This is a genomic window from Sphaerisporangium sp. NBC_01403 (assembly GCF_045040145.1).
Lineage (GTDB): Bacteria > Actinomycetota > Actinomycetes > Streptosporangiales > Streptosporangiaceae > Sphaerisporangium > Sphaerisporangium viridialbum.
The window spans coordinates 7,414,414-7,440,311 of record NZ_CP109534.1 but is presented as its reverse complement, the minus strand read 5'-3'; the positions used below and the strand labels follow the sequence as shown (position 1 = coordinate 7,440,311).

The following is a 25,898-nucleotide window of genomic DNA, read 5'->3' as shown; positions in this document are numbered from 1 at the left end:
GCTTCCTTCCGGTCTCACCGGGCATGCGACGAAAGCCGCCGGTTCGGCGATCAGTGAGCCGGGCATGGCGGCGTGGCGGCCAGCAGTGGCCTGAAGTGAGCGGCGAACCAGTCGCGGGCGTGAGCCGCGACGGCTTCGAGCGCTCCCGGCTCTGGGAACAGGTGGGTGGCGCCGGGAACGATCTGAAGCCGGTTCTGGCAGCGCAGCCGTTCGCGGGCCGCCTGGTTGATGCCGAGCACCACCTCGTCGCGGCCTCCCACGATCAGCAGCGTGGGCGCGCGCACGGCGCCGAGCCTTGCCGAGGCCAGGTCGGGCCGACCGCCTCGGGAAACGACGGCGGTGACATCGCAGCCCGGCTCGGCCGCCGCCCACAGCGCGGCGGCGGCTCCCGTGGTGGAGCCGAAGTAGCCGACCGGAAGTCCCGCGACCTCGGGCATGCCACGCAGCCAGGCCGTCACTTGGAGCAGCCTGCGGGCCAGCAACTCAATGTCGAACACCTTGCGCCGGTCCAGCTCCTCCTCCAACGTGAGCAGGTCGAACAGGAGCGTCGACAGGCCGGCGCGGTTGAGCTCGGAGGCCACGTACCGGTTACGCGGGCTGTACCGGCCGCTGCCGCTGCCGTGGACGAACACCACGATCCCCGCGGCGTCCTCGGGGACGGCGAGATGACCGGGCAGCAGTACGCCACCAGCGTCCACCTCCACCTCCCAGAGGGGATCACCCGGGTCCGCCGTGCCCGCCTGGGTGTCGCTCCTCAGGGTGGCGGCATGGCGCAGTAGTTCGACCACCTCGTCGTCCGTGGTTTGCGTGAAGTCGGCATACCAGGAGCCGATCGCGTAAAGGGCGGCAGGGGCCTGCAGGCAGACCACCTCGTCGGCGACGTCCGACAGGCTCGCGATCGTGCTCGGCGCCCCCACGGGGACCGCCAGGACGACCCGCGAGGCGCCGCCTGAACGGGCGACCCGGCACGCCGCGCGAGCCGTGCCACCAGTGGCGATCCCGTCATCTACCACGATCACCGTCCGGCCGGCCAGGTCCAGCGGTGGGCGCTCGCCACGAAAGCGCCTGGCACGGCGCAGCAGTTCGGGCCGCTCACGCTCCTCGACCTCGGCCATCTCCTCCTGGGTGAGCTCCGCCATCCGTACGATGTCGCGGTTGAGCACGCGCACCCCGCCCTCGCCGATCGCTCCGAACCCCAGCTCGGGCTGGAACGGCACCCCGAGCTTGCGGACCAGGATCACATCCAGCGGAGCGCCCAGGGCTCGGGCCACCTCGAACGCCACCGGCACCCCACCCCGGGGCAGTCCCACGACCACGATGTCCCCGGTACCGGCCAGCCCTCGCAACCGCCCGGCCAACTGCGCACCCGCATCCTGACGATCGACGAACATCTCCCCCCGTCCCTTCTGTGGCGCTAGCGCTCACCTCCAGGGTGATTTGGGGGCGAACGACCTCGAAGGTGTCTAGGGAAGGTCCCACGCAGCCGCACTCCGCGCCGGACGAGAACCCAGCCCCTTCCTCAAGGCTCGGCCTGAAACCTGCTTTTCGTATAGGGCTGAAGGTCCCGGCTCGGACGATGGCCACGATCCTCGACAACCCGCCGCCGCGCTGGCCACTCCGTTCGGCACGGTCGAATGTCCCCATGACAAGGGTCCTCGGTCTGTGCGCATCCGATTCCCCTTCCGCACCTGGGGCACCTGGGGCGCCTGGGGCGGTGCTCAGCTTTGCCGCAGGGCCGACATCGGGATCGGAATGGAGTAGGCGGTGGCGCCGCCGCCTACTCCGCCCTCGCAACCGTTGGGCGGCGCGGTGGTCATGCCGCGGGTGGAGGGCCGCTCGGCGGCCCAGAACATGTAGCCGAGCAGGCCCGGCGTCGTCCCCGCGCCGTTCGGGCCGGCCGTCTGGACGAAGGTGCCGGTGGAGTTCTGCAGCGAGGCGCTGAAGTTGGCGCACTCTGGCCGGAGCTTGCTGCCCTCGGCGATGTAGAAGGCGCCCGTGAACTTGGCGGGGGCCAGCGGCGGGATCGGCGGGGAGTAGGTCGGCTTGCCGTCGAGGTGCTCCTGCCAGTTGGCGATCGCGCCGGAGGTGCTCGGCTGGCGGGCCGGCACCATCGCGTTGGCGTAGTCCAGGACGGGCGTGCCGGTGCGGAGCCAGTCGGCGGTGGCCTTCCTACCGAGATCGATCAGCCACCGGTCGCCCGCCGCCAGGTCGATGGTCAGGCGCGCAGCCTGGTTGGCTCCCGTGGCGTCGTAGGGCAGTACGGTGCGGTAAGCGTCGATGAATGCCTGCAGTCCCGCCAGGTTGGGCCCGCTGTTCTCCTCGTAGTCGATCTCGATGCCGACGCCGAGCCGCTGGGCCACCTCGGCGGCGTTGCGTCCGAACTGGGCCGCGTTCTCCGCCAGCGCCAAGTTCCAGGCGTCGGTGTAGGTGATGCCCCCGATGGACAACATCACCCGGATGCCGCGGCTCTTGAAGTAGGTGACGACGTCGGCGGTCATGCCGCGCGGCACGCCGTCGAGGGTCTGGGCGTCGGTCGTCTTGTGCAGCAGCTTGACCGGGTGGACGAAGCTGAGTACCACGACGTTCACCGAGGGACGGCCATCACCGCGGTCGATCAGCCAGTGGTTCTTCTGGTCGAACTCGGCCACGTCACGTACGGCGCCCCATATGCATGCGTCATTGCCGCAGTGCCAGGACCCGTAGACCTGGAGCGGGGTGACCGCAGCCTTGGCCGGGGCCGCCAGGAACAGGGGAACGAGTAAGCAGAGAAGCGCGGCCAGGCGGTGCATGCCAACCTCCCGTTGAAGGAAATTGTTAAGAAGCTTAACTTTTAGCGAAGCCGATTCCCTTACCGCAAGGCAGCAAATGTGTGATCCGCGAGATCCCTGCCATGCCGCCGCTGATCCTCCGCCAACCCAGCGTGCAGCAGTGGGTGCACCGTGGGCACCCCTATTCGGGCGGCCCTTCGTAGACGATTCGGCAGCCGGATCCTCGTAGGAACACGTACACGGTTTCCACTTTCGATGCCCGGTCCTCCTCAGGTGCGGGTGCCGCGGTGGTCGGTACTTCGGCCGGCATGAGGCGCTCGTCGTCGGCCATCCTGGTGAGGGCAGTGTGATGGGCGTCGTGCCAAGTCCAATTGGTGCCCAGCCGTTCGTTGGCGCGCTGCAGCACCCGTTGTATCGCCCAGTACGTCATCGGCCGGGACTCGTCGCGGCGGCTCCGCCAGATCGGCTGTCCAGGGGCGGGAAGCCCATCGCTCGCCAGATAATGGCCCAGGTAGCGAAAGGCGTCCGGAGATGCCGGGATCGGCTGGCGGAGCTTGGTTCTCATGGGGACGACATAGATGAGCTGACCGCCCCAGTCGATGTCCTCCAAGGTCAGCCTGAGAAGTTCGCTCACCCGCGCTCCGGTGCTGACGTAGAACGCCAGCAGGGCGCGATCACGATCGCCGGCCATCGCCGCGAACAGCTCGGCCCACAGCGTGTCCGGGATCAGCCGTGGCGCTCGCCCCGCCACTTGCTGCCGTAGCGGGGCCCGCTGGACGATCTGTTCCAGTTCCAGGGAGTGACCGTGTGCCAGCACCTGCCATCGCTGGGCGGAGTCGGGAACCGGGTTGGTCACCGGACCATCTCCGGAACGGCCATGGAAGGAGTAGAAGCCATGAACGACGGTCAGCGCGTGATTGATCGTTCTCGGGGCATATCCCACTCGCGGTGATGGCTTGCCGGTCTTGAGGTTCACCGATCCCGCGGGACCCGGCTCGGTCTGCTTGCGTTCCCTCTTTGGATCGCGTGCGTTCTGCAGCCAGCCCACCAGCGTCGCGACCTCGGCCTCGGTCGCCTGCTCCCAGCCGATCTCAAGGCACCACAGCAGCCGGTACCACCGCAGGAGGCCGAACGCATAGCTTCGGCACGTCAGGGGACTGGCGTTCCCGAGCATCATGTACCGGAGGTAGGCGCTCACAGGCTCGAGTTCCTCTCCGTCGGCGTCCACGACGCAGAACGGCAACAGGGCCGCCCGGCCGGTGATCACCGATCCCACCGAAGGCACTGAGCACCGGCCCTCCATCAGTGCGCGCCGGACGCCGTCACCCACGTCCCGGCCCTCCCGACAGACCGGCCCGGACGGCCGTCGATGATCCAGATGAGGTGCGGTCAGCGGGGAGGAGGCGGGCGCTCGGTCGCCTACTCGTGGACTTCATCGCCGGCGAGAGCGGTCGGTTCCGCCGGCGCCGTCTCGGCCGGCGCGATGATCGCGGTGGGCGCCGGTACGGGGCTCGGTGCGGGGTTCGGTGTGGGACTCGGCGCGGGTGTCCTGGGGCGGCTTGGCTTGTCGGCGCAGCTGGGATGGGACCCGTCCGGATCGGATAGGGAGGAGCGCGACGGCTTCCGCGCGACATGTGGCTTCAGCGTGCCAGGCGTCTTCGAGGCGTCGGGCTCACCGGGGAGGACCGCCTTCGCCGCGGGGGGAGTGCTACCCGCCGCGGGCGGACCGGTCGTGTCGCCCCGGCCAGCCCGGTCGCCGGAATCCGGAGGGTCGCCGTCGAGGCCCGTGCCGGAGGACGGCGGCCGCGGCATCAGCGAGGTCGTGTTCGCCTGAAGGTCGGTGTCGCCGAGCGATCTCACCACCACGGTGGTCACGGCGACGGCCATCGCGCAGCCGACGACGCCGATCGCCATCTTGAAGGCCAGCGACTTCGCGAGTCTCGGCCTGGGCGGCTTCACGTCGGCTGGGAACGGGCGGGGCGAGGGCTCATGATCCGCGAGCAGCCCGGTGAGGCTCGCCAGCCGGCGTCGACCGCGATCCTCCCAGTCGGGGCCGTACTGGTCGAGCGCGACCGACTCCAGCTCCGCGAGGAAGACCTCGGCGTTCGCCGGTCGTTCCGCGGCCTGCTTGGCCAGGCCGCGCCTGACAAGGTTCCGCAATGCCGAGGGAACCTGCCCGATGGGAGGTTCGGCGGTCTGGTGCATGTGGGCGAGCGCTGCGATGTTCCGCGCCTGGAAGGGCCTGATGCCGGTGAGACACTCGAAGAACACGACGCTGGCGGCGTAGATGTCGGTCGCCGGCGACGCCGGCGACCCCGACCACTGCTCAGGCGCCATGTAGGGGGGTGTGCCGGCCCCGGCGATGCCGTCCCCCGAGTGGACGGCGATGCCGAAGTCGCCCAGCTTGCTCTCGCCGTCGCCCGTCACGAGGATGTTCTCCGGCTTGACGTCCCTGTGCACGATGCCGCCGGCATGGGCGGTGGCCAGCCCCAGCAGCGACCTCTTCAGCAGGACGAGCGCGGCTGCCGGCCCCGTCGGTTCCTCGGAGCGCAACAGGGTCCGGAGGGAGACGCCGTCCACCAGTTCCATGACAATGGCGGCGTGGCCTTGGCCGCTTTCGAAATACCCGTAGGAACGCACTGTGCACGCGCCGTCCAGCAGTCCGAGTCCGGGAGCCTCATGCCGTAGCCGAGAGATGAAGTTCGGGTTCGCGCAGAGATCCCTGGAGAGGTATTTGATGGCGACGAGCACGTAGCCGATGTCGTCGCGCGCCATGACGACACGCCCTGACACGCCGATGCCGAGATCGCGGATCTCGGTATAGCCGGGGACATGCCAGTCCCGTGTGTTGCTGTCCATGTGGTCTCCTTGTGCGGCCGGTACGACAGGTGCGGTTTCCGGTTGAGGCCAGGTCTCCATCGGTTGACGGAGTGAGAGGGACGGCGGTGTGTCGCCGGCCCACCTGCACCTCGGTAGCGGCCGCTCTCCGAGCACCAGCCACACCCAGGTGGTCAGGGACATCCGGTAGATCCGGGGCGGTGATCGTCAACGGATGCGTCGGCGATGGCGTCGGTCATGCGGCCGCGCTGCCAGTACCACATCCGGACGCCCTGCAGCACGCAGACATAAGCGGTGTCGGCGTCTGTAGACCGTTTTGCGGCGCGTGCGGCGATCTGGTCCCAGGTGGCCACGATAAGCGTGGAGTCGCGCAGCCCGGTGGTGACGCTGGTGAGGGTGTAGGGGGTGGCGTCGTCGGGGGTGATTTCGGTGACGCTGCCGAGGAGGCGGGGTTGCTGGTATCGGGTCAGGATGGTCTGCCAGGGGGGCCAGGCTGATGCGGCCAGCAGTGCCAGTAGTAGTGTCCCCGCGATCCACCAGTGCACGTTCATCGGGACTCCTTTCATCGCAGGAGCCTGTTTCCGGGAGTCTGTCGCCGGCGGATGAGGCTCTTGTGGTCGAATGCCGCGTAGATCTGCGGGGTTACCCGGAGTGCGGTGATGTTGATCAACCGTGCTCGGGTCGCTGAGTGAAGCGCGCGGAGCGGGCTTGGCCGAGTCGCTGTGGTGCGCTTGTGGTGTGGTCTGCCCGGCGGTCGAGGTCACGGTCCCGGGCGGGAGCGGCCGATAGAGCGGCTGCGATCCCCCATCGCAGCCGCTCTGCCGCGGCGTGTGCCCATCCCCGCGCTCATGCTCGGCCTGGCGGCGGAGCATGATGATCGTCCGGCTCACCGTGGAAGACAATCGCGCCACGGGCTCGACTCCAGGCGCGTACTGAGCATCCAGGATGTCCCCGCCGATCTCAGCGGGCGGGCTCCCTCCGCGTGTGTCCCGGTTCTGTCGTTGTCCGCGCCCCCGAGCCTGCGGGGACGTTCACCGCCCGGACACACTGGCGTCCGAACGGCCGGCGGCGACATCACCGGTTAACGCAGACCCCGGTCAGCGGTGCTGGCCCCCGCCACCACCGTTGCCGCCACCGTTGTGGCCGCCGCCACCACCGTTGCCGCCGCCGTTGCCGCCGCCGCCGTTGCCGCCGCCGCCGTTGTGCCCGTTGCCGCCGTTGTGGCCCCAGCCACCGTTGTGGCCCCAGCCACCGTTGTGGCCGCCGCGCTCGCCGTACCAGCGACCGGGCAGGCCGACGGGCTGGTCGCACCAGTCGCCCGGCAGGTCGTACTGGCGACCGCCCACGTAGTACACCGGACGGGTCTGGCCGCAGCCGGGGGCGATGTACACGCCACCGTTCACGATGGACTGGCAGCTGGGCAGGAGGTACGTCCGGCCACCCAGGACGTAGCGGTTGCCGGGCGGGTCGTACCGGTGACCACGCAGGCCGTACCAGCGGCCGGGCAGGTCGAGGCCGACGGGCTGGTCGCACCAGTCACCTGGCAGGTCGTACTGGCGACCATCCAGGATGTACACGGGACGGGTCTGGCCGCAGCCGGGGGCGATGTACACGCCACCGTTCACGATGGACTGGCAGCTGGGCAGGAGGTACGTCCGGCCACCCAGGACGTACCGGTTGCCGGGCGGATCCCACCTGTGACCGCGCATGACGTGCGCGAAACCGCGCCCGCCGTACCCGCGACCGTTCGGGCCGTGCTCGCGGGGGCTGCTGTGCCCGCCCTGGCTCGACGCGCTCGCGTGGTGCGCGGTGCTGGTCGTCTGCGCCGCGGCCGTGGTCGCCGCGCTTGCGGGCATGGTGGCCACGGCCGCGGGGGCGACCAGGGCAGACGCGGCGAGGAACCCAGTGACGAGAGTTCGTTGCATCGTCAAGAGACGACTCCTTTTCCTGAGGATGAGACTTGTGGGAATGGCGCTAGGCTCCGCCTAGCCGACGTAGCGTCGAGTACGTATCCCGGCCTTCGCCGAGATCCCCGTCCGAGGATCAAAAGCACGGACCCTCGGATCAGGCACGCGCACGGCGGGCATTGTCGCTCCCGTGTTTGTCAGCAGATTTTGCTGACATTCCGAGGTCGAACAGATCGAGAGTATGTACGCCCGCCGCCGCCGCGACGGCGTCCGCCGTGGTACGACGGCATGTGCCTCGCTTGAGCAGACCGTCGATGCACTGCCTTGTGAGTGCCGCGCGGCGAGCGAACTCGGCCACGCTGGGGCTGCGATGTCCGGACATCAGGGCGCGCAGGAGAGCTGCGCTCCGCAAATGCATCTGTGGCTTACCGGCCATCGTCAACCTCTCCGACGGATCGCTACGTCATCATTTTTTGCTGACAACTCGACTGCAGGTTGGACTCTAATCGAATGGCCATGCGGGCGCAGGTGAATTTGGAAGGTTCCATGCACGTAGCCCAAGCATGGGAGCCGTCCGGTCATCCATCTTGTTGACGGAACGGCTACTGGTTTCACCGAGGATTGCTCCTCGTCATCAGGCTCTAGCAGCCATCATTGATGCGATCATGCCGAAAAGAAATCGAGGAGCTGACAACCAAATGCCGCCATGGGGCGTGACAGCCGATCCGTCCCCCACCCCTCTGAGTGACCGCATCCGCGAGCATGTCAAGGACAAGGACCCCAGCATCCGCACGCTCGCCTTGCGGTCGGTGGATCCGGCCACCGGTCAGCATCTCACCGCACAGTGGATAACCGACGTGCTGAGCGGCCGGGTGCCCCGGATGCCCGACCTGTGGCGCCTGGACGCTCTGGCGACGGGCCTCGGCCTGGACCCCGACAGCGTGAAGGCGATGGCCATCACCCAGTGGATCGGATGGGACATCGCCGACGTCCAGACCGGCGCGGGAGAACGCCTGCTCTTCCGTGTGCCCAAGGACTACACCCCTGAGCAGTGCGCACGCCTGGCCGGCGAACTCAACCGAGCGATCAGCGCGGCAGAGCTCCATAGTGACAGGGAGGGTTGAGCCGCCCGGGTCTGAGGGAGGCTCGATTCCCTAAGTAGACCGGGTCATGGCACCTTCATGCCCTTGTCCCCTGAACCACGTAAGCGTGCGGTCCGCATGGTCGGCCCGCGTAAGGAACGGCACGCCGTCAAGCGGACCTTCGACCTGTTCGTTGACGAGCACGACGCGGGCTGCTGGAAGACCGTCGAGGCCGAGCTGCTCGGCGACGAACTGTCGATCCCGACATGAACAAAGCGGCTCGCTCGTCGTCGCTTGATCGCATGGAGGTGGGTGTTCGTCCGGTCCTACGCCGCATGGCTTAATGCGCCCGGCCACGCGAGGGCGTTGCCCAAGCACGCCAACCAGACAAAATGGTCAATTCAGACCTAACGGCATCGCGTACACCCGGAGGTACGTCTCGGATCAGGCGGCACTGATGGTATTCGGCAGCGTACGGCCATAAACAGTGTCGTTCATGGATTTCCGCCTCCTTTGTTTCCCACACCAACACGCGCAATGACAAATAGGAATTGGATTCGAGCTGAGTGGCCGGGTGCAACGTTGCCGGGCATCAATTGGATCAGCGACGTCATCTGTCCCGATCGCCGCACGCGACAAGGCCGATCCGCCGTGTTATCGGGTGAACCTCATGGTCGGTTGTCCCGACCTGCCGGCTGGGCCTCATCGGTCACCGGTGGCCCGGACACGCACACCGTGTCCGGGCCACCGAGTGACGGCCTTCTTGAGGTTCCCACCTGCGGGCCGCGATGGGTCGGCGCGGACGCCATCGGGGCCGTCAAGTCATCCGACGGATGAAGTCACGGGAGATCCAGGTGCCCGCGTCGCTCAGAAAGTTCGCCAAGTCCTCCGACAGGAGGGTCTTCTCGACCCCGACGGTGATCCCTTCTGGTGTGACCTCGACGACCGCGAGCTCACGTCCTAGGTCTCCGCTTCGTCGGACGCGGACGCGGAGCGCCGGCACCGGGCGCGTCTCTTCAACGGGTTGGAGCAGGCTGAGCGCTCGCATGCTGATCTCGTCCATAGGGAGCTTTAACTCAGGGCCGAACTGCAACTCATTGACATAGGCGATGATCCGGTGTCCTGGGGAAATGCGGTTAATCACTCCTGGGCAACCGTGCAGCAGTGGAATGCGGCGGTACTCCACCGATGGTTGTGACGGCGATGACGGACGGATCATCCCATCCACCGTAGCCTCTCTGCCAGTTACTTCCTGAGCGTTTGCGCGGCGTGCAGCCGCTCGTGTATCAGGAAAGCTTGACGCATCCGGCCCTGGTGGCGATGGTGTATCAGGAAAACCACTGTTTCTCTTCGTCCCCATTGGTCGCAGACTCTGCCGCGCTGATCGCTCGGTTGAGTTCGCCGGCCAGGCGTGCGCACTGCTCAGGGGTGTAGTCCTTGGGCACACGGAAGAGCAGGCGTTCTCCCGCGCCGGTCTGGACGTCGGCGATGTCCCATCCGATCCACTGGGTGATGGCCATCGCCTTCACGCTGTCGGGGTCCAGGCCGAGGCCCGTCGCCAGAGCGTCCAGGCGCCACAGGTCGGGCATCCGGGGCACCCGGCCGCTCAGCACGTCGGTTATCCACTGTGCGGTGAGATGCTGACCGGTGGCCGGATCCACCGACCGCAAGGCGAGCGTGCGGATGCTGGGGTCCTTGTCCTTGACATGCTCGCGGATGCGGTCACTCAGAGGGGTGGGGGACGGATCGGCTGTCACGCGCCATGGCGGCATTTGGTTGTCAGCTCCTCGGCTCTTTTCATCGTGACTGCCCTCATGATGCCCGCTAGATCCTGACGACAGGGAGCAATCCTCTGTAAACCAGTAGCCGTCCCGTCAACAAGATGGAGGCCAGAACACCCGCCCACATCCGGGGAGGTGGTATTTGGGAAGGTAACTGATAATTGACGACTATTGGGAAGTGGCCAGCTCAATAGCCATTTTAGCATCATTTGCCCGATTTCCGGACGTGGTCTTTCTCACGGCGGTCCGCGAGGATTCCCCGCCCCCATGTAACGGCGCTGCCCGGACCACTCGTCATCCCGCTCGGCCCGGTGCGGACTCTGGCGCTTTCCCGCAACTGGCGCGGGGCGGCTGGTGAGCCGGCGTCGACCGCGTTCGGCCGTGGCACAGGACGCGAACCGGGCATGGCCGGCGGGTATCGGCCCCGAACGTGACCACCATGGCGACGCTGGCTCCAGGATGCGCCGCAATGTCCTTGCGGGCAAGTGGCCTGCCGGCCCGTTCGGTCGAGGGTGAACGCGGTCCGGTCGTACCGGCCTGGACGCGCGCCTGGAGCGGTGGTCCGCGAGGACCGCTGTGGTCAACCGGCCGTGGGGCGCACGGGTACAGCCGTTTGGTCTCTGAGCAGGTGGGCTGAGCCGACTTGGAGAGCTCCCTCGGTCAGGTCCGTTCGCCGGAGACGTCGACGGTGAGGTCCAGGCGGTGGCGCGTCGGCAGCCGACCGAGTGGCTGGACGGGCTCAGGGCCGTCAATCCTCGGGCTTATCGGCTCGCTCGCGAACCGAGCCCGCGGCTGTCTGAGACTGACTGGAGGGGCGCTCGCCAACTCGCGGATCGTGGCCGGCGAGGTGGGCTTCGGCGAGCTTCCGGAAGGCCGCGAGCAGGCGGCTGCGGTCGTCAGGGCGGGTTGCCGGCACGTTCGAGGTCCTCGATGGGGACCGCGGTGAGGTCGGGTCGCAAGCTGGCGGTTCGGACGCCGGCCGGTGTGATGGACACGGCCTGGCCGCCGGCGATGAGTTCGATCTGGTCCTCGTGGGCCTCGACGAGGGGCCTTCGGGTGCCCGGCCGCCGTCGGGTCGGGGGTCGATACGCCAGAAGGCGTTCCAGTCAGGGCGGGGAAGCCGGGGGAGCGGTTCGCCGGCGATGTCGTCAGGAGCGACGGACTTCTTGCCGACCCTTCGGTGGACGTGATCCATTATCAGGAGTGTCCACGCCAAAGGGGAACTTCAACGGCGGATCGGGGCAAGCAGCGGGCCGGCCCGCATGGCCGGCCACTGAGCTGGGCTTACGGCCGGAAGCCGACACGTGGCGGGCCCTGCGGCGTCGCACCAGCTCGAAGAAGTCCGGGGTCTACTTGGGCGTCAGTCGTGAGACCTCGTGTCTATGGGGGTAGGAGAGGCGCGGGCGATCGGTGAGGCGGAGGCGCGACACCGCCGTTCTGGGTCTCGCCTGTCAGCAAATTTCGCTGACAACCGAGACCCAGAAAAGGGCCCGAGACCTCCGGGCCTGACTGTGAGCGCGCCGACCCCGGCGCGATCACCCGCGTGTGTAACTGGTCACGGCTTTCCTACCCGACAAGGCTCTGCCCGAGGACATTCCTCGTCGGACCGTCGCCCCATGACCGGTGCTGGATCAGCCGCAGACGCCGCAGCCGCTACCGATGCCGTTGGCGACGATTACGCCGCCGCCGCCGGACAGGTAACCACCGGGCAGGTAACCGGCAGGCAGGTAACCGGCAGGCAGGTAACCGGCGGGCACGTAAGGACCGCCCACGTAGCCGCCCCAGTAACCGCCCCCCCAGTAACCGCCGCCCCAGGGGCGGCCCCAGCCGCCGCCCCAGTGGCCGCCGCCTCCGGGACGACCCCAGCCGCCGCCCCAGCCGCCGCCCCAGTGGCCGCCGCCTCCGGGGCGGCCCCAGTCGCCACCCTGGTCGGCCTGCGCGGCTTTGACGGGATGGTGCGGAGCGGACGCGTCCGCCGAAGCGGCGACCGGTGCTACGACGGCGAGAGCGGCACAGGCAGAACTGACCAGAAGTAGTCGGCGAATCATACTTGTATCCTTCTGTCCGATTGCAGTCACTGATTGTGACTGCTGCCACGCTACCCAGCCGTCGATCATGGTTCTGGACGCAAGCAGGTCAAGGAATGGCAAGCAGGTGATCGCCGCACGGCACAGCGGCCGATTCCGGACAGACCGTCGCCTGCCCCGACATCGCATCCACTTCGTCGTAGCGGCTAGGACCCGGCACAGCGCCCCGGGGGCAGACGCGGATCTCGGCCACGTCGCGGAACAGGGGACACAACTCCCTTGCCATGCCGCCCTCTACCTGCGCCGTATGACTGGCGACGTCGAGCGCCTGCCACCGCGTCCCCCAACTCTCCGCCGCGGCCTAGCCGGTCGACGTCGACCTGGACTCCGCCGGTGAGTTGGCCACCGGGTGGGTGGACCGCCCCGAGGACCTCGTCCGCCGGGTGCGTGTCCGGCGCCGCCACCCACATCGGCGACGCCGAAGTCCCCCTGCGGCTCATCATGTGCGAGACCCGGCACAACAACCTCCGCACCGCGATGCGGTACGTCAGACCCGGCGCCGAGGCCATCGCCGAGATCCCTCTCGGCTTGCCCGTGCCCCCGTAAACATTCGCGTTTTGGGCTGGTGACGCGTTGGTTAACAACCCCTCGCGTTCCTCCCGGTAAGAAACTCACCAGCATTGGGTGAATGACCAGCCGAAGGCGAACCCCCGAGGGCTACCTTCAGTGCTCGTTCACATCCGAAAACGTATTCGGGGAGTTTTCATGCGCACTTCAAGCAATATTCGGGGCGTCCTCGCGCTGGCCGCCGTCACAGTGGGCGGTGTCTGGCTGGGGATGGGCAGCGCCGCCGCAGCGGTGCCCGGCGGTGACGACCCGGTGGCCTCGCAGGAGTCGTCGAGCACCGCGCCTGCGGTCACCGCCCCGGTGGCCTCGCAGGAGTCGTCGAGCACCGCGCCTGCGGTCACCGCCCCGGTGGCCTCGCAGGAGTCGTCGAGCACCGCGCCTGCGGTCACCGCCCCGGTGGCCTCGCAGGAGTCGTCGAGCACCGCGCCTGCGGTCACCGCCCCGGTGGCCTCCCAGGACCCGTCGAGCACCGCGCCGGTGGTCGACGCCCCGGTGACCGATCTTCAGGTGCCAAGCGTGATCAAGCAGAGCGCCGGCCGCGACCTGATCACCGACATCCGACACATCGGGACGAACGTACTGGACGTCCCTGCTCCCGACGCCGACCCGGCGCCTGGCCTCGACTCCACGCCGGACCTTCCCGGCCAGCCCGTCGACGATCAGACCCCACCCGTCCCCGGTGCGGAGACCGACCCCGTGGCGCCTTCTGCGGTGTCCCCGCAGGAAGCACCGAGCCTCGGGAACGTCGTCAGCGTGGCGCCCGCGGATGCCGCTCACCAGTCCGAGGCCGCGAAGAAGGATGACAAGGCCTCCCTCTCCGGGAGCGCCACGCAGCCGCAGAAGGATGACAAGGCCTCCCTCTCCGGGAGCGCCACGCAGCCGCAGAAGGATGACAAGGCCTCCCTCTCCGGGAGCGCCACGGAGCCGCAGAAGGATGACAAGGCGGTGAGCGCCGACCTCGAGAAGGTCCCGTCCGTCGACGCGACGCTGCCCAGCGTCCCCGTCCTCTGAACCTTCCGCACCTAGAAGATCAAATAGCAAGTCGGACCGTACGGGCCGTGACCGGTGGGGGTCACGGCTCGTACGGCTTTCCGGGTGCGCGTGTTGGTCGCTCCGTTCGATCAGGTCGAGCCAGACGGCTCACCACCTGCCCACCTGCCTTGCCGGCCTGTGCGCTGAGTCCCTGCCGTACACGGCGCGGCGGATGCCACTGCCGGGCGACTTCACCATCGGACATGCGTCAACGAGCCCTATCCAGCATCCGTGGTGCAACGCAGCGATCAAGACGTTGTAGCCCCTCTATCGATACTGAAGCCAAGACGACTGGCACCCTGACCAACGCAGGTAGCGAACAGCAGGACTTCCTGATCTACATCGATGTGCCGGAGAGCAGGGGTGCCCGATTTGCCGAGGCGTGCAACCGGATCGATTGGGTTAAGCCGGGCAAGGCCGTTTTGGGCCACTGGCAGTCGCGAGACCGCCGAGAAGATCACCGGCAGGCTGCAGCTTGAGCTCACGCGGGTCGAGATCGCACCTGAGTCGTAGATCATTGCCCTGCTGTCGTCGCGAGGGACGCACCATCAAGCGATTCACGAAGGTCCCAGCAAGTCTGGGACTTTTGGGGTACCAAGGGCTGACCTGGCCGAACAGCTCCAAGATCATCACCTGCATATTTCGTGAACAGCCAGTCAGGGTGGCTCACAGTGGCCTACGGCTGCACAGGGACGCATGCCGTCCTCAGAAAGAATCCGCAGACCAGACGCCGAATCACAAGGTCAACTAGTCTAGCCAGCAGCATCCCCCCTCAGTGCCTACTCCCGTGGTGACAGCGCTCCACTCTCGCCTTCGACGATTTCCCTCCAGTCGGCACAAGTGGCATTCCACCATGGAGAGGCTTCACGCTTCCCTGTTCGGTTCAGAAGTGTGGTCATGACTGGTCGGGGTGGTGGTGCGCGAGCGGCGGTGGTGTGCCGTCCAAGTCACCAGGGCGGTGGCGAGATTGAGCACGCCGACCGCTAAAGGAATCCATTCGCTGGGCTGCATGGGAACCTCCAGTCGTGGAAAGTTCTGGTGACATCCACGACATACCGAGAGCTCAAATCCGGCAGCACATCCGGACCAGGCCGTACCAGATACGCACGGCCAAGGTTGTGCGGTGCAGATGCCAGGCCAGGCCGGGCGGTGAGTGGCCATGGGCGGGTTGATGATGGAGAGTTGCAATGTCCGGCCCGTCCGGTCCATGGCTTCGGACACCCACGTTGGATCTCATTCCCACCGGGAGCACCGCATGACGGACAATCCTCCCCTGTTCATTCCCGGAGACCTCTTGGATGGACCGGATCCAGACGCCATCCACACCGCCGATGATCTGGCGGCTGCCCTGAAGGCACTTGCGGGAGCACGCTCCTATGCCGACATCAGCCGAGCAGCGCGCGGGAAACTCCCGAAGTCCACGCTCTCGGACGTGTTCGGAAAGGGACGTCCGAGCCGGGAAACGCTGGAGTTGATCCTGCGCGCCTGCCTGGTGCCACGGGACCGATGGTTAGCCTGGCAAAAAGCTCGCGATAGGGCCATCTCAGCAATTCCGGAGTTAGTCGGGCTGACCTGTGTTGAGCAGGCCGACGCGCGGCGGCTGGGCGTGCATGCCGCGATCGATGCCCCGGGAGCCATCGGTGATCTGCCTGATTACGTCCTTCGCGATACCGACACCGCGCCGGGAGGAGTACGCGCTCTGCTGGCCAAGGCGGCTGGCCGTGGTGGGATGGTGCTCCTGGTCGGCGGGTCATCGGTAGGCAAGTCCCGATGCGCATATGAGGCGCTCCGCGCAGTGATGCCACATTGGTGGTTGCTGCACCCTGCCGATGCCGAACAGGTTCGGCAGGCTGCCGCCCAGCCGCCCGCACGTCTGGTGGTGTGGCTCGATGAGCTGCAGCGATACCTGGGCGGCCCGGTCGGTCTGAACGCCGGGACCGTACGGACCTTGCTACAGGCGCGGGCGGTGCTGATCGCGACCATGTGGCCGGAGCGCTACACCGCTTACACCGCACTTCCAATGCGAATCCAGGCCGACGTGTATGCAGCCGAACGCGAGCTTCTCGACCTGGCCGACGTGGTTCACCTGCCCGCGTCCTTCAGCGCCGAGGAGCAGAAACGCGCCCAGGCCGCCGCGGCCGCCGGCGACCAGCGGATCACGATAGCCCTGCGATCAAACGACTACGGACTGACCCAGACGATCGCTGCAGCCCCCCAACTGGTGGACAGGTGGCGCGGCGCCGACCCCTACGCCGCCGCCGTACTGAATGCCGCCATCGACGCCACCCGCCTCGGCGCCCTGTCGCCGCTCAGCACCGACCTAATCCGCTCCGCCGCACCCGGCTACTGTGACGCCCGCCAACGCGCCGCCGCACCGACCACCTGGTTCGAGACCGCCCTCGCCTACGCCACTACCGACCTGAACGGTGCGGCCGCCGCGCTCGCTCCAATCGCCAACCCCAACGCCATGGGGCATACCACCGGCTATCTCGTCGCCGATTACCTCCAACAACACGCCGGGCACCAACGACGACCAACGCAGGTACCCACCACCTGCTGGCAGGCGCTGGTCGACCACCTCACCGACCCGGGAGATCAAACCCGCGTTGCCCACGCCGCACAAAACCGCCTGCTGGACCACTACGCCAAACCCCTCTACCGTCGCGCCATCCACGCTGGCAACGGGCAGGCAGCCAGCCTGCTGGCCGGGCTACTGGCCGGACAAGGCCAACTGGCGGACGCCTTGGCACTCTGGCGCGCCCGGGCGGACGCCGGTGAAGACTCGGCAGCCACCACGCTGACCGGGCTCCTTGACGAGCAAGACCGGGTAGAGGAAGCGCTCGCCCACTGGCAGGCGCGGGCGGACGCCGACGGCCGATCCGCCATCGTGCGATTGACCGGTCTTCTAGTCGCATGCGGTCGCGCGGAAGAAGCTGTCCCTCTCTGGCAAACCTGCAGAGATGCCGGAGACCAGTCCACCCCTGTGAGGCCTGACAATCAGCGCGACAGCCAGATCACCGCAGATGAACTAGCTGAGGCGCTGATGACGGCGGTGGAGATCAAAAGCCCCTATACGCGGCAGCATAGCGAGCGGATGGCCGAGCTGGTTGTCATGATCGGGTACCAGATCGGGATGCCACACGAGAGGATGCAGGCGGCACGGCTCGCCGGACTATTGCACGACATCGGCAAATTCGCCATCCCGAGCACCGTCCTGCACAAGGAAGGACGTCTCACGGAAGAGGAGTACAGGCTCATCCAAGGGCATGTCACTCACGGCGTCAGCATCGTCGCGAAGCTGGTGGAGCTCTTGGACCACATGCTTGAGCCCGCCGCCCGCCAGCTGCTGACCGACGCACCCTTCGAAGGGATCCTCCACCACCACGAGCGATTCGACGGCCGCGGCTACCCCAAAGGCTTGGCAGGCCAGGAGATCCCGCAGATCGCCCGCGTCATTGCCGTGGCCGACGCATTCGACTCATTGACGACCCATCGCAGCTATCGCAGCGCACGGACCATCCCGGAAGCCGTCACGATCCTGCGAGGTGAAGTGGGACGCTCCCTCGATCCTGAGGTCGTGGAGGCATTCCTGACGATCTTCGAAAGCCATGCCGACCAGATGGAACAACTTGCTTGGTCTTGCCCAGCCTGCAACTGCCGCATGACCGGGCCGCACACGGAATGATCCACAACGTTGGGCGGGACTCAACGTGTGTTACCCAACGAGCGATCACCAATCAAGACGCTCTTTAAGCACGGCCCCGGGCAAGATGCGCTTGGACGGCGAGGCAATGGTCTCGAAATCCAGTTACCGTAACGGGCATGGAAGCCGTTCTCACCGCTGTCATCGCGATTTCTGGCACCCTGCTGGGTTCTCTCGTTACGTTCATCTTCCAGCGGATGACGGCCAACAGGACCGAGCGCTTCACTCTTGCTACCCGGTTGCGCGAGGAGAGGATGGCCATATACAGCGGCTTCGCTGGTGCCGTGCTTGAGTTCCGCGTTGCGCAGTTCAACCGTGGAATATTGCGACGACGCGAGGGGCGGGAGAGTGAATACAACGAGGCAAGGGCGGAGTCTTCCCGTCTCCGAGCTTCCGCGTGGCATGCCCTCTATCGCGTACGGCTGATCGCTGATGACCTTGACGTGATCCGACTCGCCGAGGCCGCGATGAATCTGGCAACGGACATGCATCACGCGGGGAGCCGGGATGCTCTCACGGCCTGTTCCGAAGAGGTTCGGAAAGCCATCGAAGCGTTCGTGTCCGGTTCATCGACTCAGCTTCGACTGGCAGGGGTTACGCGAAGTGCGTCGAGGGACGGGTCACAGGCCGGGAAGAGCATGACGGCTCTAGAGGAGTGATCAAAAGGGTTGCCGTGGAAGGGCTCTGGCGATGTCGTGGGAGCTTGTCGTCTGGATGCGTGACCTGCGAAAACGCTACCTTGATCACTTCGCACATATTTCGCGATCACTGACATGCAACTGCCTATGGTGGCCTACACCTGCCCTCGATCAGCACAGGGCTGCGGCGAAGCCCCAGCTAGTGTCATGCGCCAGAAATTCGTCGGCAATATCGGGCGAGGGATTCGAGGATTTCCTCTGCGGTCTTCTTCCACACGAACGGGCGTGGGTTGTCGTTCCACTGATCGATCCAGGTGCGGATGTCCTTCTCCAGAGACTGGACGCTTTTGTGGACTCCGCGCCTGATCAACTGGTCGGTCAGGAAGCCGAACCACCGCTCGACCTGATTGATCCACGAGGACCCGGTCGGGGTGAAATGCATGTGGAACCGGGGATGCCGGGCCAGCCACGCCTTGATCGCCGGGGTCTTGTGGGTGCCGTAGTTGTCACAGATCAGGTGGATGTCCAGCTCGGTCGGCACCGCCTTGTCGATCGTGGCGAGGAACTTCTTGAACTCGGCAGCCCGGTGCTGGCGGTGCAACTCGCCGATGACGGTCCCGTCGGCGATGTTGAACGCGGCGAACAGGCTGGTGATCCCGTTGCGCACGTAGTCGTGGGTCCGAGGTATCGGCCTGGTGCGGCTTGAGGCCGAAGTCCCGCCAGATCCGCCCGATCGTCGACTTGCTCAGTCCGCTGCGCTGGGCCATCAAGGTGCGTGACCAGTGCGTGGCGTCCTTGGGGGTCTGCTCCAGCGTCGCCACCACGACCTGTTCGACCTGGTCCAGGCTGATGGACGGCGGCCGGCCCGGCCGCTGCTCATCCATCAGCCCCTCCAACATCAGCCGCAGGAACCGGGTACGCCACTTGGACACCGTGTCGGGGTGGACCCGCAACTCCGCGGCGATCTGCTTGTTGTCCTTTCCCGCCGCGCATGCCAGAACGATCTGCGAGCGCATCGCCAGGACCTGCGAGGACTTCGCCCGGCGTGCCCATCTCTGCAGCGTCGCGCGTTCCTCGTCGCTCACCGTCAGCTCAGCCTTCGGCCGCCCCGTCCGGGGCTTGTCGAGCAGGGCCTGTGTCCCGCCTTCGGCAAAGGCGATTCGCCACCGGCGGACCGTCGCCACACTCATACCGAGTTCCCGTGCCACCTCAGCGTTGCTGGCCCCGGGCTCGGCGCAAGCCAGCACGATCTTCGCGCGGCTCGCCAGTTCCGACGCCTGCGCCGTCAGGCCGCACAGCAAAGCACGCTCAGCATCGGTTAACTCGATTGGTACCGCAGACGGACCTGGATGCCTCATACACATCAGGTAAGAAATTATCCGACAGATTTCAGGTGCACCACACTAGTGGCCAGTTTGGCCTGGTCGAGAGGTGCCCCCGGCAGTGTGCTGGTTCAGGACATAGGACCCATCTCTCAAGACATAGGAAACCTCGGCGGTCGACAGTCGGCCCGTGTCGAAAGCCAAACTTGTCATCACCGCGGTGGTCATCGAGGGGCGCTCGCAGGCAGAGGTCGCCCGTTCCTACGGGGTGTCCAAGGGGTGGGTTTCCAAGCTGATCGCCCGCTACCGGGCCGAAGGTGAGGCGGCGTTCCAGCCGCGATCCAGGCGACCGAAGACCTCACCGACCGCGCGACCAGGGTTTGGACGCCGGACCGGACACGATCGGCTGGCACCTTGAGCACCACCACCAGGTGACCGCCTCGCGAGCCACGATCAGCCGCTACCTGACCCGGCACGGCCTGGTCACCCCCGAGCCGAAGAAGCGGCCACGCTCCTTCTACATCCGCTTCCAGGCCGCACTGCCCAACGAGACCTGGCAGGCCGACTTCACCCACTACCGGCTCGCCGACGGCACCGAGGCCGGGATCCTGACCTAGCTGGACGCTCCACATCGGAGGATCAGCGGGTCTTCACGCCGCTCACTCCCCGGGGGAAACCGCGCCCGTAGCGTCATCATCGCTGGTCTCCACCCTGCGCGGCCTGGATATGCTGTGAACGATCTCGTTATTACGTGAACTGTCAAGCTGTCGCAAGGGTGTCGGTGTCGCAGCTTCCGTGACGTTGACCCGATCCTGAGCCCGGGGGTCAGCCCTGGGACGCCACGGTGAGGATGCTGCACACCCGGTCCTCGGAACAGTCGGCGGGATCCGTGGCGGAGGCGCGACGCTTCAGGTCGCGGAGGGCGTCGCGGGCTTGGGCGAGTTCGGCGAGGCGTTGTTCTGCCTGAGCCAGGTGCTGGTCGATCAGGTCGGTGACGTGCTGGCAGGGGCTTGGCCGTCGTCGCGGATCGCCAGGATGCTCCGGATCGGGCTGCCGCCAACCCCGGTCAGGGCGACGACCGGCGCGTTGATCCACGGTGTACGGATGCCACCGACGGCGATCGTCGGCATTGGTGGGGAAGGTGCCATTCGCGAGTAACCCCGGCCCGGGCAAGGTACAATATAGACACCACACCTAGCATAATGATGTCGCTTTCGGCGCGATAGTTGTGGGTGGGCTGGTTTCTCGGGGGATACGTAGTCGAGAGATTTTCTCGGGGGGTACGTATGTGCTCGTCCCAAGGTCCTCACAGTAGAACGGTCGTTATTGCGTTGCTAACGATCGTGGTAACCCTGGCGGCTGCCTGCGCGCCGCGGTCGCTGGCCACCCGGCAGAGTGCGGTGGTTGGCGTGACACAGGCGCCGGCGTTGCCTGGCGCGCAGCCGATCTCGGCGAATGACCGGGTGTATACCGCCGACCAGGATTCCAACACGGTTAGTGTGATCAATCCGAAGACCGACACGGTGCTGGGCACGATCGCACTGGGCAAACCGCGCATGGATGTCGACGCAGATATTCTTGGCGCGATGTACGACGGGGAAATCGACGTCCACGGCCTCGGTTTCTCGCGCGATGGCCGGTACCTTGACGTCGTCGACGTCACCACCAACGCCGTCCACGTCATCGATACCGCCACCAATGCCGTCGTGCACACCATCTACCTTGAACGCGCCCCACACGAAGGATTCTTCTCCGCTGATGGAAACGAACTGTGGGTCGCCGAGCGAGGCGTGGACACCGTCGCGGTCATCGATTGGCGCCATGACCGGGTCATCGCCCGCATCCACTCCGAAGACGGCCCGTCGAAGGTGGTCTTCAGCCCGGATGGCCGGCGGGCCTATGTGAACCATCTGCGGGCCGAAGCCTTCGATGTCATCGATGTGCCCAGCCGCAAGATCATCCAGCACGTCACGGTACCGAACGTTGCTGGTGGTTCCTCCGACGAGGCGATCTCCCCCGACGGCAAAGAGATCTGGTTGGGCATGCCGGACAACGGCTATACCACCGCCGTGGTCAACGCGCAGACGTACAAGGTTGAGGCCGTCTTGAACACCGGTCCGCGGACGAACCACCCTAACTTCGTCACGGTCGATGGCGTGAACTATGCCTACATGACCGTGGGCGACCTCGGTCAGACCATCGTCTATCGGCGCTCGACCACCGGCGGCCCACCGACGCTGGTCAATCGCATCCAAAACCATGGTCTCGGTCCGCACGGTATCTGGCCCAGCCCGGACAACACCCGCATGTACGTGGCGCTGCAGTACTCCGACGCAGTCGACGTGATCGACACCAGATCCATGAAAGTGATCGATACCCTGCGCATTGGTCAGTCCCCGATGGCGTTGGTCTACGTCGCCCGCACCAGCCCAGGCAGCACCGCACACCTCGGTCAGCAGGGCTTGGGCATGCGCATCGAAAACTACCCCATCGAAGTGCAAGGAGTCCCCGGGGCGGCGGGGAACGCCCAAATCCGGGCACTTCCCGGAGTCGATGAAGTGGACATCGACGTCCGGGGCCTACCGGCGAACCGTGCCTTCACCGTGTACGCCACCCGCGGCAACAACGCCACCGCGCTGCTGACCGCACACAGCAACGAGATGGGTGTGATCCCCGAAGCACTGGCCTTCGTCTCCTTCTTCGCCAATCACTACGACAAGATCGTCCTGCGTCCCTCTACGGGATGACGGTTCCGGGTGCATTTCCCCTCGTAGCGTGGACATATCGCCTTGAGGGAGGCAGGCGATGGCAGAGATGCGCAGGAAGTTTGACCAGGACTTCAGAGGCAGGGTGCGGTCCGGGAGACCGGCAAGCCGATCGCACAGGTAGCCCGGGATCTGGGGATCTGTTCGAGCACGTTGAAGAAACTGGGTGGTCGGGGACCGCTGGCAGCGCGAGGGCGGCGATGGCAGGCTGGCGCGCGACAGCCCCCTGGCGGGGGCCGGCCTTGACCCCGGGGACCCTGCGGCCCCTGGGCAGGAAGACGCGGGCAGGCCCAAGCCGCTCTCGCTTGCGGCCGATGCCTGGCAGCGGGTGTCGTGTGGGGCGGGTCCAAGGATGAGCGGTGTTACGACTGGGCGTGGATTCACCTGGATTCCCGTCGCTGCGTGCTCGGTCCGCCGATCGGTGTCCGACCCGTCCGACCTGCGTGCGACCACCCTCGCCCAAGCCCGCGAAGGCATCGCGAGCCTCGAAGTGTCGGCCGCGTTCGGCGTCTGGGGGCCGCTTGGCCGCACTGGCCGCCGGCCTGTGGCTCGCCGTCGACGCCTGGAACTGGCAGGGCTGGATCATCGCCGGCCCCACATCCGGTTCCAAGCCGACGAACTCGAGACCGCCGAATTCTGGCCCCGGGAGGCGGCTGCCGCCAAGCTTCCCGCCGCCACCGCCGCTCGCATTCCGGCCGCCGCGCACCGCGCGCGAAAACCCAGCAGACGATCTCGTGCCTGCCGAACATGCCAATCCGCCGTACTTCTTTACGCACAGCGAGGCGTCACAGGGGTCCCAGTAGTCCCGGGGAAATTTCGGTCGGATTTGGCTGACCTGCGCTAACGCTGCCTCGGAGGCGTCGTGGCCGGAGGAGCGTCATCAGCGGTTCGGACAGATCCCGCAGCAGATCTTCACCGAGGACAACCGGGTCGCTCACGTCGCTGACTACGAAGGCCGTCCCGAACGGGGCCGCTCACCTACGAAGAAGTCCAGGCCCTGTTCGATGCCGCCGACGGTCGGGTGGAGGCCGCTCGAGACAGGGGTCGCAAGGGAGCGTTGACCGCGATGCGGGACTCCGCCCTGCTCAAGACCATCTACGCCTACGGGCTGTTCTTCGGGGCTCCGCCCGCGTGCGTCTCCGCAATTCTTTGAGTTTATGCAGCTCAGAGGCTGATGTGGGAGATGTTTGGCGGTCGCAACGGGTGTGGTGCAAGCAGGCGCGGTTCCAGGCGTCCTTACCTCCGGTGGGGACGCTGGACATTGGCGACGAACCGGCCACCCGCGGAACTGACCGCTCATGCCGAAGACAGCGCTGTCCGAACCGGCCACGGCGCCGAGGAACTCGGTCGGTCGGCCCGGGATGACTTGCACATGCACGGGCCGACCCTGACGACACCGGCTCAGGCCAGGGCGGGCAGATGGATCGAGGCGAGTTTGGCCGGGTCGACGATGATGTGGATGCCGGTGATCCGGCCTTCGGTGACTGTGAAGGCGATGACGGAGAGAGGGGTTCCGTCGGGGCGCCAGGACATGTGGCCGGGGATGCCGTTGACCAGCACGGGTCGGTGGCGGGCGACCTCGCCGGAGAACATGCGGGCGCCGGCGGCGACCTCGGTGGCGCCGAGGGTGACGACCACGCCGTCGGGGGTGTCGACGGTCAGCTTCACGTTCGGGTCGAGGACACGCAGGAGCGCTTCGAAGTCGCCGCTGAGGGCGGCGGCGCGGAATGCCTGGACGACCTCTCGGTGCTCGCGGCCGGTGCCCGCCGGCCGGTCCGTGGCTTGGACCTTGCGGCGGGCGCGGCTGGCGGTCATCTTGGTGGCGTCGGCGGATTTGCCCAGGATCTGGCCGATTTCGTGGAACGGGACCGCGAACATGTCGTGCAGGACGAACGCCAGGCGCTCGCCCGGGGTGAGCGAGTCGAGCACGACGAGCAGGGCGAGGCCGACCGAATCGGCCAGCGCCACCTGCTCGTCCGGCGCGGGGTCGTCGTCGGGCGTCACCACGAGGTCCGCAAACTCTTGCCCGTAGGCGGTTTCGGGGTGGGCTTGGCGGGATCTCAGGAGGTCCAGGCTGATTCGGCCGACCACGGTGGTCAGCCAACCCGCCAGGTTGCCGATGGTCGCCTCGTCCTGGCGGACGAGGCGCATCCAGGCTTCCTGGACCACGTCCTCGGCGTCGGCGTGCGAGCCCAGCACGCGGTACGCGACGGCGCGCAGCCGATCGCGCTGGGCTTCGAACGCCTCGGTCACGAGGCCGGACGGGTGTGCGCTCACGGCTTTCGCTGCTGACGGAGCGAGACCCGGTTGCCGTCCGGGTCCACCGCCTCGATGCGGACCCCGAACGGATAGTCCTCGGGTTCGGACTCTTCGAAGATGACGCCGCGCTGGCGCAGGATCTCGAAATCCTTTCGCAAATCGTCGGATTCGAGGATCAGCGGACCGGGCGCGGCATGCTGGCCCACGTCGGCCGGCTGTCCCGCGGCCGCCGCATGCGACCACAGGATGATCTGCACCGGGCTATCGGGAACGCCGACGGTGAGGAAACGTCCGTCGGGCCCCGGGAAGTCGATCCGCTTCTCCAGGCCGAGTCCCTCGGTGTAGAACCCCAGCGCGCGGTCCTGATCGGTGACGTAGATCGTCACGTACATGATGTTGGTCAGCATCCTGTTCTCGATTCACTCGTTGGTGCGACGACCGTTCGTATTCGGTCGTCGCACCTATGACGAGTGCCGACGGGAGAAGGTAACAGGACCGGTCCGCCGGAGCGGTTACCGGGCGCATGCGGTGTGGCTCGGCAGCACGTGTCCAGGCCCAGCACATGGTTCAGCTGATCGAAACGGAACACACCCCCGCCAGGGAGTATGGCCACCAGCCACCAGAATCGGTGGCCGCCCATCACCAGATCTTGGCCGTGTACCACCAGGTCCGGTTGGCCACTACCAGCCTGGGGGTGGGGTGTCTGATCAGGCGCTGGTCGGCTGGGCCTGCGCGGTGGTCTGTTCGTCGTGGTCGCGGAGCATCAAACGGCGAGGATGTTGCGCTTCACCTCCATCGACTTGGTCTGCCGGTGCCCACCGGAGTGGGTGAAGCAGTCCAGGAACCCGGTCCGCACGTCCAGCTCGATCAGCAGCGAGGCGATCGGCGCGAACGGCAGCATCCCGGCCAGTTCCTCCTTGAGCTCGCGGGCCTCGCCCGGGACGTCCTCGGCCGACAGCTTGGGGACCACCAGGTTGTCGTCGTCGTCCAGGCGGACCGCCCCCGTATCGTCCGGCAGCGCCCCGGCCAGGGTGTTCTCCAGCTCGCCCAGCGCCTCATGCAGCTCAGCCTTGCCCTGGGCGATCGCGTCAGCCGCATCGGCGGGCTTGCCGACCAGCTTGCAGAACTCCACGCGCCGCGGCGCCCACT

Annotated in this window: 24 protein-coding genes and 1 pseudogene; 10 read left to right on the top strand and 15 right to left on the bottom strand. The window is 66.8% G+C overall.

The genetic code is table 11. The features are described 5' to 3' along the window. Positions 1-50: 50 nt before the first annotated feature. The 6 genes from OG589_RS33235 to OG589_RS33210 form a co-directional block, all read right to left on the bottom strand. Positions 51-1,391, bottom strand: a complete 1,341-nt coding sequence (locus OG589_RS33235; RefSeq protein WP_405142050.1) for a phosphoribosyltransferase family protein — start codon at positions 1,389-1,391, stop codon at positions 51-53. Positions 1,392-1,718: 327 nt separating this feature from the next. Beyond that, positions 1,719-2,789: a hypothetical protein gene (locus OG589_RS33230; protein WP_405142049.1), complete on the bottom strand. Its 1,071-nt coding sequence runs from the start codon at positions 2,787-2,789 to the stop codon at positions 1,719-1,721. A gap of 160 nt (positions 2,790-2,949) precedes the next feature. Next, the gene (locus OG589_RS33225) at positions 2,950-4,044 is read right to left on the bottom strand and encodes a tyrosine-type recombinase/integrase (RefSeq protein ID WP_405142048.1); all 1,095 of its coding nucleotides are present in this window, start codon (positions 4,042-4,044) and stop codon (positions 2,950-2,952) included. Positions 4,045-4,187: 143 nt separating this feature from the next. Next, complete coding sequence (locus tag OG589_RS33220; protein WP_405142047.1) at positions 4,188-5,627, bottom strand: protein kinase domain-containing protein; 1,440 nt, start codon at positions 5,625-5,627, stop codon at positions 4,188-4,190. A gap of 152 nt (positions 5,628-5,779) precedes the next feature. Next, complete coding sequence (locus OG589_RS33215) at positions 5,780-6,157, bottom strand: hypothetical protein (protein WP_405142045.1); 378 nt, start codon at positions 6,155-6,157, stop codon at positions 5,780-5,782. 546 nt (positions 6,158-6,703) lie between these two features. After that, complete coding sequence (locus tag OG589_RS33210; protein WP_405142044.1) at positions 6,704-7,537, bottom strand: hypothetical protein; 834 nt, start codon at positions 7,535-7,537, stop codon at positions 6,704-6,706. Positions 7,538-8,211: 674 nt separating this feature from the next. Between OG589_RS33210 and OG589_RS33205 the strand changes: the two genes are divergently transcribed. Continuing rightward, the gene (locus OG589_RS33205; RefSeq protein ID WP_405142042.1) at positions 8,212-8,637 is read left to right on the top strand and encodes a hypothetical protein; all 426 of its coding nucleotides are present in this window, start codon (positions 8,212-8,214) and stop codon (positions 8,635-8,637) included. A 96-nt stretch (positions 8,638-8,733) separates the two neighbouring features. Beyond that, positions 8,734-8,865, top strand: a complete 132-nt coding sequence (locus OG589_RS33200; RefSeq protein ID WP_405142041.1) for a hypothetical protein — start codon at positions 8,734-8,736, stop codon at positions 8,863-8,865. A gap of 547 nt (positions 8,866-9,412) precedes the next feature. Here the strand turns inward: OG589_RS33200 and OG589_RS33195 are convergent. The 3 genes from OG589_RS33195 to OG589_RS33185 form a co-directional block, all read right to left on the bottom strand. Continuing rightward, the gene (locus tag OG589_RS33195; RefSeq protein WP_405142040.1) at positions 9,413-9,814 is read right to left on the bottom strand and encodes a hypothetical protein; all 402 of its coding nucleotides are present in this window, start codon (positions 9,812-9,814) and stop codon (positions 9,413-9,415) included. Positions 9,815-9,923: 109 nt separating this feature from the next. Next, on the bottom strand, positions 9,924-10,367 hold the full coding sequence (locus tag OG589_RS33190; protein ID WP_405142039.1) for a hypothetical protein: 444 nt from the start codon (positions 10,365-10,367) through the stop codon (positions 9,924-9,926). A gap of 1,640 nt (positions 10,368-12,007) precedes the next feature. Then, positions 12,008-12,424 (bottom strand): hypothetical protein, encoded by a 417-nt coding sequence (locus OG589_RS33185; RefSeq protein ID WP_405142038.1) that lies wholly within the window; start codon positions 12,422-12,424, stop codon positions 12,008-12,010. 372 nt (positions 12,425-12,796) lie between these two features. Here OG589_RS33185 and OG589_RS33180 point away from each other — a divergent pair, with 372 nt between their 5' ends. Next, positions 12,797-13,009, top strand: coding sequence for a hypothetical protein (locus OG589_RS33180; RefSeq protein WP_405142037.1), 213 nt, complete (start codon positions 12,797-12,799; stop codon positions 13,007-13,009). A gap of 159 nt (positions 13,010-13,168) precedes the next feature. Then, the gene (locus tag OG589_RS33175) at positions 13,169-14,041 is read left to right on the top strand and encodes a hypothetical protein (protein WP_405142035.1); all 873 of its coding nucleotides are present in this window, start codon (positions 13,169-13,171) and stop codon (positions 14,039-14,041) included. A gap of 885 nt (positions 14,042-14,926) precedes the next feature. Here the strand turns inward: OG589_RS33175 and OG589_RS33170 are convergent. After that, positions 14,927-15,073, bottom strand: coding sequence for a hypothetical protein (locus tag OG589_RS33170; RefSeq protein ID WP_405142034.1), 147 nt, complete (start codon positions 15,071-15,073; stop codon positions 14,927-14,929). Positions 15,074-15,317: 244 nt separating this feature from the next. On the opposite strand from OG589_RS33170, the gene OG589_RS33165 reads away from it, so the two are divergent. Together OG589_RS33165 and OG589_RS33160 are read left to right on the top strand one after the other, a co-directional pair. Further along, positions 15,318-17,747 (top strand): HD-GYP domain-containing protein, encoded by a 2,430-nt coding sequence (locus OG589_RS33165; protein ID WP_405142033.1) that lies wholly within the window; start codon positions 15,318-15,320, stop codon positions 17,745-17,747. 137 nt (positions 17,748-17,884) lie between these two features. Next, positions 17,885-18,424 (top strand): hypothetical protein, encoded by a 540-nt coding sequence (locus OG589_RS33160; RefSeq protein ID WP_405142032.1) that lies wholly within the window; start codon positions 17,885-17,887, stop codon positions 18,422-18,424. A gap of 184 nt (positions 18,425-18,608) precedes the next feature. On the opposite strand, the pseudogene OG589_RS33155 reads toward OG589_RS33160, so the two are convergent. Beyond that, a pseudogene (locus OG589_RS33155) lies at positions 18,609-19,761 on the bottom strand (IS630 family transposase). Between the two features lie 154 nt (positions 19,762-19,915). Here OG589_RS33155 and OG589_RS33150 point away from each other — a divergent pair. Continuing rightward, a complete protein-coding gene (locus OG589_RS33150) occupies positions 19,916-20,143 on the top strand; it encodes a helix-turn-helix domain-containing protein (RefSeq protein WP_405142031.1) in 228 nt (75 codons plus the stop codon). Between the two features lie 13 nt (positions 20,144-20,156). Next, complete coding sequence (locus OG589_RS33145; RefSeq protein WP_405142030.1) at positions 20,157-20,342, top strand: hypothetical protein; 186 nt, start codon at positions 20,157-20,159, stop codon at positions 20,340-20,342. Positions 20,343-20,550: 208 nt separating this feature from the next. Here OG589_RS33145 and OG589_RS33140 read toward each other — a convergent pair whose 3' ends face one another. After that, the gene (locus tag OG589_RS33140) at positions 20,551-20,697 is read right to left on the bottom strand and encodes a hypothetical protein (protein ID WP_405152180.1); all 147 of its coding nucleotides are present in this window, start codon (positions 20,695-20,697) and stop codon (positions 20,551-20,553) included. On the opposite strand from OG589_RS33140, the gene OG589_RS33135 reads away from it, so the two are divergent. Then, complete coding sequence (locus OG589_RS33135) at positions 20,659-20,883, top strand: hypothetical protein (protein WP_405152257.1); 225 nt, start codon at positions 20,659-20,661, stop codon at positions 20,881-20,883. The two genes, OG589_RS33140 and OG589_RS33135, sit on opposite strands and share 39 nt — an antisense overlap. Before the next feature lie 185 nt (positions 20,884-21,068). After that, entirely contained in the window at positions 21,069-22,472 is a 1,404-nt protein-coding gene (locus OG589_RS33130; RefSeq protein WP_405142028.1) for a hypothetical protein, read from the top strand. 1,419 nt (positions 22,473-23,891) lie between these two features. On the opposite strand, the gene OG589_RS33125 is transcribed toward OG589_RS33130, so the two are convergent. The 3 genes from OG589_RS33125 to OG589_RS33115 form a co-directional block, all read right to left on the bottom strand. Beyond that, positions 23,892-24,767 (bottom strand): sigma-70 family RNA polymerase sigma factor, encoded by an 876-nt coding sequence (locus OG589_RS33125; protein WP_405142026.1) that lies wholly within the window; start codon positions 24,765-24,767, stop codon positions 23,892-23,894. After that, positions 24,764-25,156 (bottom strand): VOC family protein, encoded by a 393-nt coding sequence (locus OG589_RS33120; protein ID WP_405142024.1) that lies wholly within the window; start codon positions 25,154-25,156, stop codon positions 24,764-24,766. Before OG589_RS33120 ends, OG589_RS33125 begins: the two co-directional genes overlap by 4 nt. A gap of 356 nt (positions 25,157-25,512) precedes the next feature. After that, complete coding sequence (locus OG589_RS33115; protein ID WP_405142023.1) at positions 25,513-25,881, bottom strand: hypothetical protein; 369 nt, start codon at positions 25,879-25,881, stop codon at positions 25,513-25,515. Between the last annotated feature and the right edge of the window lie 17 nt (positions 25,882-25,898).